The organism is Prosthecomicrobium sp. N25, assembly GCF_037203705.1.
Lineage (GTDB): Bacteria > Pseudomonadota > Alphaproteobacteria > Rhizobiales > Ancalomicrobiaceae > Prosthecodimorpha.
In genome coordinates, this window is sequence record NZ_JBBCAT010000004.1 from 60,719 (window position 1) to 75,002 (window position 14,284).

General features: G+C 70.7%; 12 protein-coding genes. 2 read left to right on the forward strand and 10 right to left on the reverse strand.

All coding sequences use genetic code 11. From position 1 onward, the window contains the following. Nucleotides 1-27 precede the first annotated feature (27 nt). Together WBG79_RS22365 and WBG79_RS22370 are read right to left on the reverse strand one after the other, a co-directional pair. The gene (locus WBG79_RS22365) at nucleotides 28-627 is read right to left on the reverse strand and encodes a hypothetical protein (protein WP_337359454.1); all 600 of its coding nucleotides are present in this window, start codon (nucleotides 625-627) and stop codon (nucleotides 28-30) included. 58 nt (nucleotides 628-685) lie between these two features. Then, nucleotides 686-1,531, reverse strand: a complete 846-nt coding sequence (locus tag WBG79_RS22370) for a DUF2259 domain-containing protein (RefSeq protein ID WP_337359455.1) — start codon at nucleotides 1,529-1,531, stop codon at nucleotides 686-688. Nucleotides 1,532-1,680: 149 nt separating this feature from the next. Here WBG79_RS22370 and WBG79_RS22375 point away from each other — a divergent pair, with 149 nt between their 5' ends. Then, the gene (locus WBG79_RS22375; protein WP_337359456.1) at nucleotides 1,681-2,928 is read left to right on the forward strand and encodes an NAD(P)/FAD-dependent oxidoreductase; all 1,248 of its coding nucleotides are present in this window, start codon (nucleotides 1,681-1,683) and stop codon (nucleotides 2,926-2,928) included. Nucleotides 2,929-2,942: 14 nt separating this feature from the next. On the opposite strand, the gene WBG79_RS22380 is transcribed toward WBG79_RS22375, so the two are convergent. Together WBG79_RS22380 and WBG79_RS22385 are read right to left on the reverse strand one after the other, a co-directional pair. Continuing rightward, nucleotides 2,943-3,839: a hypothetical protein gene (locus tag WBG79_RS22380; RefSeq protein WP_337359457.1), complete on the reverse strand. Its 897-nt coding sequence runs from the start codon at nucleotides 3,837-3,839 to the stop codon at nucleotides 2,943-2,945. A 90-nt stretch (nucleotides 3,840-3,929) separates the two neighbouring features. Then, a complete protein-coding gene (locus tag WBG79_RS22385) occupies nucleotides 3,930-4,409 on the reverse strand; it encodes an Lrp/AsnC family transcriptional regulator (RefSeq protein ID WP_337359458.1) in 480 nt (159 codons plus the stop codon). A gap of 192 nt (nucleotides 4,410-4,601) precedes the next feature. Between WBG79_RS22385 and WBG79_RS22390 the strand changes: the two genes are divergently transcribed. Further along, on the forward strand, nucleotides 4,602-8,078 hold the full coding sequence (locus WBG79_RS22390) for an indolepyruvate ferredoxin oxidoreductase family protein (RefSeq protein WP_337359459.1): 3,477 nt from the start codon (nucleotides 4,602-4,604) through the stop codon (nucleotides 8,076-8,078). A gap of 30 nt (nucleotides 8,079-8,108) precedes the next feature. Here WBG79_RS22390 and WBG79_RS22395 read toward each other — a convergent pair whose 3' ends face one another. The 6 genes from WBG79_RS22395 to livM form a co-directional block, all read right to left on the reverse strand. Then, the gene (locus WBG79_RS22395) at nucleotides 8,109-9,140 is read right to left on the reverse strand and encodes a P1 family peptidase (RefSeq protein ID WP_337359460.1); all 1,032 of its coding nucleotides are present in this window, start codon (nucleotides 9,138-9,140) and stop codon (nucleotides 8,109-8,111) included. A 227-nt stretch (nucleotides 9,141-9,367) separates the two neighbouring features. Next, nucleotides 9,368-10,486, reverse strand: coding sequence for a branched-chain amino acid ABC transporter substrate-binding protein (locus WBG79_RS22400; RefSeq protein ID WP_337359461.1), 1,119 nt, complete (start codon nucleotides 10,484-10,486; stop codon nucleotides 9,368-9,370). Between the two features lie 262 nt (nucleotides 10,487-10,748). Continuing rightward, nucleotides 10,749-11,096, reverse strand: a complete 348-nt coding sequence (locus WBG79_RS22405; RefSeq protein WP_337359462.1) for a DUF6867 family protein — start codon at nucleotides 11,094-11,096, stop codon at nucleotides 10,749-10,751. Nucleotides 11,097-11,124: 28 nt separating this feature from the next. Then, entirely contained in the window at nucleotides 11,125-11,850 is a 726-nt protein-coding gene (locus WBG79_RS22410) for an ABC transporter ATP-binding protein (RefSeq protein WP_337359463.1), read from the reverse strand. Next, a complete protein-coding gene (locus WBG79_RS22415) occupies nucleotides 11,847-12,758 on the reverse strand; it encodes an ABC transporter ATP-binding protein (protein ID WP_337359464.1) in 912 nt (303 codons plus the stop codon). Before WBG79_RS22415 ends, WBG79_RS22410 begins: the two co-directional genes overlap by 4 nt. Next, nucleotides 12,758-14,281 carry a high-affinity branched-chain amino acid ABC transporter permease LivM gene (livM, locus tag WBG79_RS22420; RefSeq protein WP_337359465.1) on the reverse strand — a complete coding sequence of 508 codons (1,524 nt, stop codon included), beginning with the start codon at nucleotides 14,279-14,281 and terminating at the stop codon, nucleotides 12,758-12,760. Before livM ends, WBG79_RS22415 begins: the two co-directional genes overlap by 1 nt. Nucleotides 14,282-14,284: the final 3 nt, after the last annotated feature.

The window sequence follows — 14,284 nt, forward strand, 5'->3', positions numbered from 1 at the left end:
GCGTCAGGGCCGGGACGGATTACGCCATCAGGGGGAAAAGTCCACCCGGTAATCGGGCGCGATGGCGGGCAGGGCGGCCGGCTCCGGCGCGGGGCGCGGGGCGCGGGCGTCCCGCCGGGCGGCGGCTTGCGCATAGGCGGCGCCGGCCAGGACGGCGGCGAGGGGACCGAAGGGCAGGCACAGCCGGGTTCCCAGCACCGCGAAGATGCCGAGCACGTTGGCGAGCGTGCCGATCTGCTGCAGGACCCAGATCCGGCTCGGGAAGGGCGCGTGATAGGCGGCGTGGTAGGAGCGGACCTCCATGGCCGCGAGCGTGGCGGCGCCGGCTAGGGCGAGGCCGCCGGCGAGGACGGTCATGAGGAGGAAGCGCGTCGCGGGCCTTCTCGGCGCGAAGAGCGCGGCGGCCAGCCACGCGACGAAGCCGCCGAGGGCGGCCCCGCCGCCATAGACGGCGGCGAGGTGGAGGGCGCGGCCCCCGAGGGCCTCGGAGCGCCAGGCGACGTTGGCGAGGATCGCGGCGGCGACGGCGAGCCCGAAGGCGGGCGCGAAGACGGCCGCAGCGGGTACGGCGTCGACGAGGCGCCGGCCGGCGGCCATCGGTCCGCGGAGGAGGGATCGCGCGTTCATGGCGAGAGCCTAGCGCCGGCGAGCGAAGATTCCGTTTCCGGGCCGGCGCCCGCCGTCGTCACGGTCGGGGCGCTCCGGGCGGCGGCTTCGGCTTCTGCGTCCGGGCGGCCGGGGTCGGGCCCGGGGCGGGCGGCTCGGCGGCGGGCGAGGCCGCCGGATCCTGCGGGTTCTTGTCGAAGGCGGTAGCGATGCCGATGTAGCGCCGGTCCAGGCCCTCGAAGCCGAAGCGGTAGACGCTGACGATCACCACCAGGACCGGGCCCTTGCCGATGCGGGGGAAGATCTGGACCTCGGAGATGCCGTAGCCCTTCGGGCAGCCGCGGCTCGGCGGAATCTCGCGATCCTCGTGCATGACGCGGAGCGGGGCGCCCTGGGCATCCTCGAGCTGGAGCACGAAGCCGCGCAGGTCCTTGCCGAAGGCGCAGCCGGCCCGCTGGAGCTGGTGCTCGGTGATGCGCAGGCGCACCGTGCCGAGGCCGCGCACCGGGCCCTGGTCGGGCACCGTGAAGGCGACGAAACGGGCGGCCTTCTCAAGCCTGTCGGCGGCTTCGGAGACGATCACCTCGCCCTGCTGGCCGATCGCAAGGCGGACCAGGGTGTCGCTGGCGGCGTTGCGCGCCTCGGAACGGGCCTGATCGAGACGGGCCTGGTCGGACTGGAGCAGCACGCGGTGGGGCGAGCCGCGGACCCATTCGTCCCGGGCGGTGTCGATGATGTAGACATTGGCGTAGGGGAAGGCGGAGCCGTCCTGGATGCCGAACTCCTCGAAGGCGAAGTAGGCCCCGTCCGGCGAGAAGCCGATGATGGAGCGCCGCGCCGCGTCGGCGGCCCAGGCGGCAGGTGCCAGGCCGGCGAGGACGGCCAGGGTCGCGGCAAGGCGGACGAGGGCGGACGGGATCGCCACGCGGCAGGCTCCTCCGAGGCGCCGGCAGGCCGGCGGATCGAGCGTGTTCATACCAGGATGACGGCAGGAGCATGACGCGGCAAGCGGGCCCGGGCTAGTGTCGCACAGGAAGGACGCGGCGCGGCCGCGCTCAGGGAGTCGAACCGGCGATGAAGGTGGACGTGATCGTGTTGGGGGCGGGCATGGTCGGGGTGTCGGCCGCGCTCGCGTTGCAGAAGCGTGGCCGGTCGGTGCTGCTGGTCGACCGGGGCGAGCCCGGCGAGGAGACCAGTTTCGGCAATGCCGGCGTCATCGAGCGCGAGGGCTTCGTGCCGGTCGCGTTCCCGCGCAAGCTCAAGGCGCTGCTGCGCTACGGCCTCAACCTTTCGACCGAGGCGCACTACCACCCCGCCCACCTGCCCAAGGTCGTGCCCTGGCTCATGGCCCTGCGCCGCAACACGGACCTCCCCGGCATCGAGGCCTATGCGGCGGCGAACGACCTCCTGTGCCGGCACGCGGTGGCGGAACATCGGGCGCTCGCCGCGGAGGCCGGGGCGGAGCGCTACTTCCGGCAGGACGGCTGGATCCGGCTCTACCGGTCGGCGGAGAGCTACGCGGAAGCCGGACTCCTGCATCGGCTCGCCGACCAGTACGGCGTCTCCTACCGGGTGCTCGAGCCCGCGGAACTCGCCGCGCTGGAGCCGCATCTGCGCGGGCGCTTCCACAAGGCGGTGCTCTGGCCGGAGAGCGACACGGTGTCCTGGCCGGGCGGTGTGGTGAAGGCCTATGCGGAACTGTTCCGCCGCCTCGGCGGCAAGGTCGCCCGGGGCGACGCCCGCTCGCTCGCCCGCGCGGGCGACCACTGGACGGTGCACATCGCCGGCGGATCGGCGGAGGCGCCGCAGGTCGTCGCCGCGCTCGGGGCATGGACGACGGACCTGACGTCCCGCTTGGGCCTGTCCTTCCCGCTGGTGCCGAAGCGGGGCTACCACATGCATTTCGGCGCGGAGGGCAATGCCGTCCTGACGCGGCCGGTGGTCGACAACGACTACGGCTACGTGCTGACGCCCATGGAGCGGGGCATCCGCCTGACGACGGGCATCGAGTTCGCCGACCGCGACGCGCCGCCGACCCCGCGCCAGCTCGAGCGGCTGCGGCCGATCGCGCGGGGAATATTCCCGCTCGCCGAGGACCGCGACGCGGCGCCGTGGCTCGGACGCCGGCCGGCGCTGCCGGACTCGCTGCCGGTGATCGGGGCCGCGCCGGGCGTCCCCGGCCTGTGGCTCGACTTCGGTCACGGCCACCTGGGCTTCACCCAGGGGCCGATCTCCGGACGCCTGCTCGCCGACCTCGTCACCGGGGAGCCGGCGGTGGTCGATCCGAAGCCGTTCCGGGCCGAGCGCTTCTTCCGCGCCTGAGCGGCGCGGCCGGACTATTTCGTCCAGCGCTCGATCGGCAGATCGAGGCGCAGGATGCGGGCGATGCTGTTGGTCGGCGTCTTCAGGGTGGCGCGCCAGGCGAAGCTCGTCGGGACCCCGTCCTGCCGGTAGGTCGCGAAGGCCTGCTCCTGGTGGGTGGACCCCGGCGGGGTGCCGGGGACGAGCCGGGTCACCTCGGCCGCCGGGGTCGCCTCCCAGCTGACGGCGACATGGCCGTAGCCCTTGTCGGGCGGTTCGATCGAGAAGGACCAGGTGTGCGGTCCCGGCAGGAAGGTCGGGCCGGGCTGGTTCTTCACGGTGCGGTCGATGCGGGCGGTGGAGCCGGGGACCGGCTGGCCGCGCCCGCCTGCGACGAGGTCGAGCGGGCGGGCGAAGAGCCGGGCGGCGCGGTCGGCGTCGAGGCCCTCGACCGTCTTGCGGATCTGCTCCTCCGCCGGACCGCCGCCGAGGCCGGACTTGAGCCGCGCGAGGATCTCGGGGCGCTGCTTCGACCAGTTCTCCACCGTGACGGGGCGGCCCTGGCGGTCGAGACGGAGGTCGAGCGGCAGGTCCAGGACGAGGAGCGGCGCCGCGGCCTCGAGGTTCAGGCCCGGCTCGGCCCCGTCGCGCACGCGGATGTCGCCGACCGTCATGCGCGCGCGGATCGGCTCGCCCGCGACGGCGTCGAGGATACGGAGCGTCAGCTTGTAGGCGCAGCCGGGGCCCCTGGCCTCGACGCCCGCGGAGGAGAACTCGGTCGACACGTCGACGTCGAAGGTCTCCTCGTCGCCGGTGTCGGGCAGGTAGGTGAGGGTCCGTTCCTGCGCGGCGGCGGGCGGGATCGCCAGGGCAAGGAGGACGAGGAGCGCGCCCCCGTAGGAGCGTGACGGCCTGGTCGCGGTGTTCGACATGGGCGCTCTCCCGGTCGCTGACACCGGCGGAGGATAGCAGAGCCCCCTCAACCGCGCACACCAGGGAGGACCCGGACCCTTGCGGGGCCGTCAGCCCTCGTGGAGCGGCAGGCTCGGCGTGTCCTTCACGGTCGAGACGACGATGCGCGACTGGACGTCGGAGACGAGCTGCGAGTTCAGGAGCTTCATGCGCAGGAAGACGTCGTAGGACTTGATGTCGTCGGTGACGACCTTGATCATGTAGTCGACGGCGCCGGTTATCCTCTCGCAGAGAACCACTTCCGGCCAGCGGTTCACCATCCGGTCGAACTCCGCCATGTTCTCGGTGGAGGGCAAAGCGAGCTTGACGAAGGTGTAGGAGGCGAAGCCGAGGCCGATCTTCTCGCGGTCGACCAGGGCGGCCACCCGCTTGATGACGCCGGTCTCCTTCAGCCGCTTGATGCGCCGCCAGCAGGGAGTCTGGCTCATGCCGGCGCGCAGCGCCACCTCGGCGATGGACAGCGAGGCGTCCTCCTGCAGGACGCGGAGGATCCGGATGTCCCCCGCGTCGAGAAGAATCTGGTCGGTCATGCAGGCCCTTCGAGAAGAATGAATTCGGTCTGATCGATACAGCCGGCAAAATAGCACGGAAATTGTCCACGAACCGCAGCATAATTCTTTCAAGCAGCGACTTCGCCGTCGCCGGCGTCGGGAGGGATCCCGGACGGGGCCGCCGGTGTTCGGAGACGGGTGGAGCGCGGGCCCTGTCGAGGAGGGGTTCGGATGACGCAGCCGTTCGGAAAGATCACGCTCGACGACAAATACGCCCTGGAGACGGGCGCCGCCTACATGACCGGCATCCAGGCGCTGGTGCGCCTGCCGATGGACCGGATCCGGCTCGACCGCCGGGCCGGCGTGAAGACGGCCGGCTTCGTCTCGGGCTACCGCGGCTCGCCGCTCGGCGGCTACGACCAGCAGCTCGTCGCCGCCCGCAAGGCGCTCGCCGCCCATGACGTCCACTTCACCCCCGGGGTCAACGAGGAACTCGCCGCCACCGCGGTCTGGGGCACCCAGAAGGTCGGGCTCGCCGGTCAGGGCTCCACCCACGACGGCGTCTTCGGCATCTGGTACGGCAAGGCCCCGGGCGTCGACCGCTGCGGCGACGTCTTCCGGCACGCCAACGCCTCCGGCACGGCCCGTCTCGGCGGCGCGCTCGCGATCGCCGGGGACGACCACCTCGCCAAGTCCTCGACCGTCGCCTGCCAGTCCGAATTCCACTTCATGGATCTGGAGATCCCGGTCCTCAATCCGGCCGACCTGCAGGACGTCCTCGACTACGGCCTGCACGGGCTCGAGCTGTCGCGCTTCTCCGGCCTCTGGGTCTCGCTGATCGCCCTCGCGGACACGATGGACAGTTCCGGCATCGTCGAGGTCGGCCTGGACCGCCTCCGCTTCGTGCGCCCGGAGGGGGCCGATCCGCGCGCGGAGGGCGACGTCAACCGGCCGATCCTGCTGCGCACGCGTCTGGAGACCGAGGCCTCGGTCCGCGAATTGCGCCTCCCGGCCGCCAAGGCCTATGTCCGGGCCAACGGCCTCGACGGCATCCGCTTCGGCTCGATCCGTCCGCGCATCGGCATCGTGGCGACCGGCAAGGCCTACCGGGACCTCCGCCAGGCGCTCGACCTCCTCGGCATCGACGACGCGCGCGCGACCGCCATGGGGCTCGCCATCTACAAGGTGGCGATGAGCTGGCCGATCGAGCCCGTCGGGATCTCCAACTTCGCGCGCAACCTCGAGACCATGGTGGTGGTCGAGCACAAGCGGCCGCTGATGGAGACCCAGATCAAGGAGCTCCTCTACAACTGGCCAGACTTCAAGCGCCCGCAGATCTGGGGCAAGACCACGCCGAAGGGCACGCCGTTCCTCTCCGCCATCCGGGAGCTTTCCGCGGCCGAGATCGTGCCCGCGCTCCTGACCGTGCTGCCGGGCGCGGCCGAAGACGCTGCGATGCGCGCCGCCGCGGAGCGGATCGTCCAGCAGTCCATGTGGGCGCAGGGCCATGCCACGGACGCGCGGCGCTCGCCCTATTTCTGCTCGGGCTGCCCGCACTCCACCTCGACCAAGGTGCCGGAGGGGGCCCGGGCGATGCCGGGCATCGGCTGCCACGCCATGACGGAGGTGGCCGACCGCACCACGGAAGGTCTCGTCGCCATGGGCGGGGAGGGCGTGCCCTGGGTCGGCGCGCACCGCTTCGCCAAGGACCGGCACATGTTCGCCAACCTGGGCGACGGCACCTACTACCACTCCGGCTCGCTCGCCATCCGACAGGCGGTCGCCGCCAAGATCCCGATCACCTACAAGATCCTCTTCAACGACGCGGTGGCGATGACGGGCGGGCAGCCGCACGACGGGCCGCTGAGCGTACCCCAGATCGTCGCCCAGGTGACGGCGGAGGGTGTCGAGAAGGTGGTCGTCCTGTCGGAGCGGCCGGAGCTCCTCCAGGGCCGGTCGGACCTTCGCGGCGTCGCGGTGCGTCACCGGGACGACCTGATGGAGGTGGAGCGGGAGCTGCAGACCTATGAGGGCGTCTCGGTCCTCGTCTACGACCAGACCTGCGCGGCCGAGAAGCGGCGGCGGCGGAAGAAGCAGCAGTACGAGGATCCGGCGCTCCGGCTCTTCATCAACGACCGTGTCTGCGAAGATTGCGGCGACTGCTCGGTCCAGTCCAACTGCGTCTCGGTGGAGCCGATCGAGACCGAGTTCGGCCGCAAGCGCAAGATCAACCAGTCGAGCTGCAACAAGGACTATTCCTGCGTGAAGGGCTTCTGCCCGTCCTTCGTATGGGTCGAGGGCGGTGGCGTGAAGCGGGCGCCGCGGACCGGGCCGGACCCGGCGACGCTCGCGCGGGCGCTGCCGATCCCGCTGCAGGCGCCGGTCGACCGGACCGTCAACCTGTCGATCACCGGCATCGGCGGCATGGGGGTCACGACCGTCGGGGCGGTGCTCGCCATGGCGGCGCATGTGGACGGCCTGAACACCCTGACGCTCGACATGACCGGCCTCGCCCAGAAGGGCGGGCCCGTGACCTCCTACGTGCGGTTCGCGCGCGGCGGGGCGCCGATCGAGGGGCCGCGGGTGCCGCCGGCCTCGCTGGATGTGCTCATCGCGTCCGACATGCTGGTGGCGGCCGGGGCCGAGACCCTGACGGTGATGTCGCCGGAGCGGACCGCGACGGTCGCCAACGGCCGGGTCGCGCCGACGGCGGAGTTCGTGCTGAAGCAGGTGCAGAGCTTCGAGGCGGCGCGTCTCGCCCGGGCCTTGCGCGAGGCCTCGCGCAGCTACGCGGAGTTCAACGCCGCCGGCATTGCCGAGAAGCTCTTCGGCGACGCCATCTACGCCAACATGATGCTGGTCGGCCATGCCCTGCAGCAGGGGCTCCTGCCGGTGTCGATCGAGGCCCTGGAGACGGCCGTGCGGCTCAACGGCGCCTCCGTCGGGCAGAATCTGCAGGCGCTCCACGCGGGGCGGCTGATGGCCGGCGCTCCGGAGACGCTCCTCGCCCTGGTGGCGCCGGAGCGGACCGTGACGGAGCGGACGCTCGACGAGCGGATCGCGTTCCTGGCGGCGGAACTGACGGCCTACCAGGATGCCGCCTACGCGCAGCGCTTCACCGACCTGGTCGGCCGGGTGCGTGGGGCGGAAGCGGCGCTCGGCGGCGGGTCGGACCGGTTGACCCGGGCTGTCGCCGAAAACCTCTACCGGGTGATGGCGATCAAGGACGAGTACGAGGTCGCCCGGCTCTACGCCGACCCGGCCTTCGAGGCGAAGCTCGCCGAGCAGTTCGAGGGCGTCGACAAGATCAAGATCATGCTGGCGCCGCCGATGCTCTCGCGCATGGACCCGGCGACCGGCCGGCCCCGCAAGATGGCGTTCGGGCCGTGGGTCTTTACGGCGTTCCGGGTGCTGGCGGGGCTGAAGGGCCTGCGCGGCGGCGCGCTCGACCTGTTCGGGCGCACCCACGAGCGCCGGGCGGAGCGGGCCCTCCGGGACCGGTATGTCGCCGACGTCGAGGCGCTCATCGCCGGGCTCCGCCCGGACCGGCTGGCGCTGGCGGTCGAGATCGCGCGGGTGCCGGAGGGGGCGAAGGGCTACGGGCCGGTCAAGGAGGCCAACATGGCGCGGGCGGCGGCCCGGCGCGAAGGGCTCCTGGCGCGCTGGGAGGCTTCGGACGCCCGTGCGCTGCCGGCCGCGGCCGAGTGAGCCTCCGCCCTCGCTACGGGCCGGCGCCGATCAGGTCGCGCTGAACTGCTGGCGCCAGGCCGGGACCAGGTCGCCCTGTGCGGGGCGGGCCTCGTAGACGCCGCGGGCGATCGCCCGGGCGAGCACGTCCGCGGCGCCGATGCCGAGCCGGACGAGGTCGGGCAGGCCGCCGGTCAGCATCCGGCGCCCGGTCGCCAGCGCGAAGACGAGATCGCCGTCGAAGGGCGTATGGGCCGGGAAGAGCGCCCGGGCGAGACCGTCGTGCGCCATCACGGCCACGCGCTTCGCCTCCGACTTGGTCAGGACCGCGTCGGTCGCCACGATCGCGATGGTGGTGTTGCCGCCGACCACGGGCGCGTCGCCGGCAGCGCCCTTCAGGCGCGGGATCGCGGCGTCGGGCGGCATGGGCGCGGGCAGGCCGAAGCCGCCGAACTCGGCGCCGATCTCGAAGGGCGCGGCCCAGAAATGGCCGGTGTCGCCGACGGTCGCCGAGCCGACGGCGTTGACGGCGACGAGGGCGGCCACGGTGACGCCGTTCGGCAGCAGGAGCGAGGCGGAGCCGAGCCCGCCCTTCAGGGTGGCGGTGGTGGCGCCCAGGCCGGCGCCGTTGGAGCCGAGGCCGAGGTGCTCCGCGGTGGCGGCGACGGCGGCGCGGTAGCCGAGTTCGCGGTAGGGCGGGTGGCGGGCCCAGTCCTTGTTGCCGCCGTTGAGCAGGTCAAACAGGATCGCGCCGGGCACGATCGGCACCCGCACGTCGCCGACCGCGAAGCCGCGGCCCTGCTCGCGCAGGAAGGCCTGCACGCCGCCCGAGGCATCGAGCCCGAAGGCGGAGCCGCCGGAGAGGACCAGGGCGTCGACCCGGTCGACGGTCTGCTCGGGGGCGAGGAGGTCCGTGTCGCGCGTGCCGGGCGCGCCGCCCATCACGTGGACCGAGGCGACCGCGGGCTCGTCGGGGATGACGACGGTGACGCCCGACTTCAGGCGCAGGTCGCCGGCGTTGCCGACGGCGAGGCCCGCGACGTCGACGATCGAATTGTGGGGTCCGGCGCGGCGCTCGCTCATGGATCAGGCCCGGGTCCCCGTCGGAAACCGGACGGGATCCGGCGCCCTCGCGATCCAAGCCCGGGTCGAATGCTGCACCAGCCGGTTCATCGGCACCTCCATCGAGTCAGAAGGATAGCAGGTTCGCGCCGGGCCCTCGACCCCTCGGCCGGGCGGCCCGCAAACGAAAGCCGCCGCGGATCGCTCCGCGGCGGCTCGGATGGTCCGGAGCCTTTCGGCTCGAGGGATCACTTGTTCTGGAAGTAGCTGATCTTGCCGTCCGGACCCTTGTTCCACGTGTACATCACGTAGTCCACGGTCGTGCGGTCGCCCTTCTTGTCGTAGGAGATGTCGCCGAGGACGGTCTTGAAGGTCATGCCAGAATGCATGACTTCGGCCATCTTCTTCGGATCGAGCGAGTTCGCCTTCTCGGCGGCCTGCTTCATGATCTGGACGGCGGCGTAGGAGTAGAGAGTGTAGGCCTGCGGCTCGAAGTTCTTGGCGCGGAACTTCGCCACCACGTCCTTGGCGGCCGGGTTGTCGCGCGGATCCGGGCCGAAGGACATGAGGGTGCCGATCACGCCGTCGCCGCCGATGGTGGCGAACTCGTTGTCGGTGATGCCGTCGCCGGACATCATCACGGTCTTCAGGCCCTGGTCGCGCATCTGGCGCACGATCAGGCCGCCCTCGGTGTGGAGGCCGCCCCACATCAGGATGTCGGCGCCCGAGGCCTTGATCTTGGAGACGAGGGCCGAATAGTCCTTCTCGCCGGTGTTCACGCCTTCGTAGAGGACTTCCTTGATGCCGGCGGCGTTCATGAAGCCCTTGGCGGCGTCGGCGAGGCCCTGGCCGTAGGTCGTCTTGTCATGGACGACGGCGATCTTCTTGCCCTTGAGGTTGGAGACCGCGTAGTCGGACCAGAGCTTGCCCTGCTGGTCGTCACGGCCGCAGGTGCGGAAGATGTTCCAGAGGCCGCGCTCGGTGATCTTCGGGTTGGTCGCCGACGGGGTGATGGCGAGCAGGCCGTTCTCGGCGTAGACCTCCGAGGCGGGCATCGTGACGCCCGAGTTGAAGTGGCCGACGACCAGCTTGACGCCGTCGCCGACGAACTTGTTGGCGACCGAGACGCCCTGCTTCGGGTCGGACACGTCGTCGCCGACCGAGAGAACGATCTTCTGCCCGAGGATGCCGCCGGCGGCGTTGATGTCCTCGACCGCCTGCTCGGTGCCGTTCTTCAGCTGCGCGCCGAAGGCCGCGTTCGGACCCGTGATCGGACCGGCGACGCCCATCTTGATCTGCGCGCTGGCGGCGCCGGCGAAGACGAAGGAGGCGGCCAGTACGGTGCTGGCCAACCAGATTTTCTTCATGGGGATGCTCCTCTCCAGAGTGTTCGAGCCGTGCCGGCACCGTTGGATCCCGGTTGTTCCGCAAGGCCCTCTGCGTTCGATGTCATCCGGCCGCGGGCACGGAGACGCCGCGCCCGACCGCCGGTTCCATCCCGGGGGATATCCGCCGGCCCCCCAGCCGGCGGGCGCCAACCCGTCGAGGCGAGATCCTTGCCCGAAAACAACGAGTTGTCACCCGAAATCCTCTCGTTGCGAGAGGAATCTGCGTATCGCGGACGCAGCGTCAGCGCCGTTCGGTCCAGGCGAGCGGGCCGCTGCCGCCGTAGAGCCACCGATACTTGGTCACCATCTGCTTCACCCGCGTATGGCGGTACCCCGCCGCGCCGATCAGTTGCACCACCAGCGTGTCGACCACGTAGAACTGGAGCGACAGCAGGGTACCGTGGAACAGCGCGAAGTGGATGAAGCGCACCGCGAGCCCGAGCACCAGAAGGTAGGTGACGAGGACGGGGTAGGGCCGCCAGGTCGACGCGCAGGCCTTGCCGGTCATCCAGGCCGCCCATCCGCCCATCAGGCAGGTGACCAGGAGAAAGAGCAGGATGCTCGGTTCTTCGTAGAGGATGCCCTGCATGGGTGGCCCTTGACGGTTCAGCGGAGGCTCAGTGACGGCCGCCCTCGAGATAGGCGGCGCGGACTTCCGGACGCTCCAGGAGTTCCCGGCCGCTGCCGCTCATGGTGATGACGCCGTTGACCATGACGTAGCCGCGGTTCGCGAGCTTGAGGGCGTGGAAGGCGTTCTGCTCGACCAGGAAGACCGACAGGCCCTCGTTGCGGTTGAGGTCGCGGATGGCGTCGAAGATCAGGCGGACGATCAGCGGCGCGAGGCCCAGCGAGGGCTCGTCGAGGAGCAGCAGCTTGGGCCGCGACATCAGCGCGCGCGCGATGGCGAGCATCTGCTGCTCGCCGCCCGACAGGGTGCCGCCGCGCTGGTTGACGCGCTCCTTCAGCCGGGGGAAGAGATCGAAGACCCGCCGGAGATCCTCGTCGACATGCGCGAAGCCGTCGATGGCCGCGCCCATCTGGAGGTTCTCCATGACGGTCATGCGCGGGAAAATGCGGCGGCCCTCGGGAGACTGCGCGATGCGCAGCCGCGCGATCTCGTGGGTTTCCATGCGCGTGATGTCGCGGCCCTCGTAGACGATGCGTCCCTCGCGCGCCCGGGGGCTGCCGAAGATGGTCATCATCAGGGTGGACTTGCCGGCGCCGTTGGCCCCGATCAGGGTGACGATCTCGCCGGGGTTGACGTCGATGTCGACGCCCTTCAGCGCGATGATCTTGCCGTAGTAGGTCTTGACGCCGCGGACGGAGAGGAGGGGCTCGGTCACGACATGACCTCCGCCTCGACGGCCTCGACCTCGTCGTCGGCGACGCCGAGATAGGCCGCGATCACCTTGGGATCGTTCTTCACCTGTTCGGGCTTTCCATCCGAGATCTTGGTGCCGTAGTCGAGCACCACGACGTGGTCGGAGATCTCCATCACGACCGACATGTCGTGCTCGATGAGCAAGAGCGAGACGCGTTCCTTGTCGCGGATGCCGAGCAGGAGCTTGTTGAGCTCGGCGCTCTCGCGCGGGTTTAGGCCGGCGGCCGGCTCGTCGAGGCAGAGGAGCACCGGGTCGGTGCACATGGCGCGGGCGATCTCCAGGCGGCGCTGGTCGCCGTAGGGCAGGTCGCCGGCCGGGTCGTCGGCGCGGGCCGTGAGGCCGATGCGGTCGAGCCAGTACTTGGCCTTCTCGATGGAGGCGCGCTCGGCCTTGCGGTATGCGGGGAGGCCGAGAAGCCCGAGGATGGTGAAGCCGGAGGCCGTCATCAGGGCGTTGTGCTGGGCGACGAGCAGGTTCTCGAGCACGGTCATGCCGGCGAAGAGCCGGATGTTCTGGAAGGTGCGCGCCACCTTGGCGTGGGCGGAAACCTGGAAGTCCGGCATGCGCTCGAGGAGGTAGAGGCCGGACTGGCCGCGCACCATGCGCCGGCCCGAGCGGGCCGTCACGGCGTCGATCTCGGACCAGATCGAGAGGTCGCCGTGGCGCAGGCCGATGCGGCCCTCGGTCGGCTTGTAGAAGCCGGTGATGCAGTTGAAGACGGTCGTCTTGCCGGCGCCGTTGGGGCCGATCAGGGCCGTGATGTCGCCCTCTCCGGCGGTGAAGGTCAGGTCGTTGACCGCGACCAGGCCGCCGAAGCGCATGGTGAGGTGCTCGATCTTGAGGAGCGGCCTTTCTTCCCAGCGGTTCATCAGCCGTGGCCCTCCTTGACGAGATCGCCGGAGACGGCCTTGCGCTCCTTCAGGAAGGCGGTGGGCGACCGGGTCGAGATGAGGCCGCGCGGTTTCCAGAGCATGATGAGGACCATGGCGGCGCCGAAGATGAGGCCGCGGTAGAGGCTCGGGTCGAAGTCGTTGCCGAAGACGAGCTTCAGGAAGGCGAGCTCGCGCAGGATCTCGAAGCCGCCGACGAGCGCGATGGCGGCGATGACGATGCCATAGAGGCTGCCCATGCCGCCGAGCACCACGATGGCGAGGATCTGGGCGGATTCGATGAAGACGAAGCTCTCCGGGCTGATGAAGCCCTGGCGGGCGGAGAAGAAGGCGCCCGCGAAGCCGCCGAACATGGCGCCGAGCGCGAAGGCGGTGAGCTTGGTGTTGGTGGTGTTGATGCCGAGCGACCGGCAGGCGATCTCGTCCTCGCGCAGGGCCTCCCAGGCCCGCCCGACCGGCATCCGGCGCATTCTGACGGTCACGTAGGCGGTCAGGAGGGCGAGGGCGAGGATCAGGTAGAAGAGGAAGATCGTCCGGTAGATCGGCGAGAATTCCAGCCCGAAACGGGCCGCGAAGCCCTCGTCGGAGGCGTTGAACGGGATGCCGAAGAGCGTCGGGCGCGGAATGCCCGAGATGCCGGCGTATCCCCCCGAGAAGTCGACCCAATTGATCAGCACCAGCCGGATGATCTCGCCGAAGGCGAGGGTCACGATGGCGAGGTAGTCGCCCCGCAGGCGCAGCACGGGGAAGCCCAGGATGATGCCCCAGAAGGCGGCGAGCACGCCGGCGGTCGGCAGCAGGATCCAGAAGGAGAGGCCGAATTCCTTCGCCAGCAGCGCGTACGAATAGGCGCCCACGGCGTAGAAGGCGACGTAGCCGAGGTCCAGCAGGCCGGCGAGGCCGACCACGATGTTGAGGCCCCAGCCGAGCATGACGTAGATCAGGATCTGGATGCCGAAGTTGTCGATCCACTTGATCGAGCCGGCATTGCCGTGGATCTGCAGCATGGCGAGCGGATAGGCGATCACGGCGCCGAGGAGGACCAGCCCGAAGAGGCTCGACTGGCCGACCGTCGCCGCGGCGCTGCCCAGCGCCGCGGCGGGCTTCTTGAGCACCGTCATGCCGAGGCCGATGGCGAGCAGCAGGCCGCCGACCACGGCCCAGAGCTCGAACAGCGCCTGGTTGGTCTCGCTCGGCGGAGCCAGGCGGTAGAGCGCGGCCAGGACCGCGAGCGCGCCGCCGGCGATGACGATGACGAAGCCGCGCAACGAGTTCGGCAGGTCGATGAAGACCCGGACGGCCACCACGATGCCGATCCAGGACGCGAGCAGCCCGGGCCGCGTCTCCAGGACGAGGCGGTTCTCGATGTTCTGGATGGTCAGGAGGCCGACGAAGACGCCCAGCATGCCGAGGGCGATGAGGGCGGCCCAGCCGGCGTTCCGGACGAGCCGCAGCCAGTCGACGGCGTCGCCCGCGCCGGCGGTGTCGGTGGATTTCGCCATCGG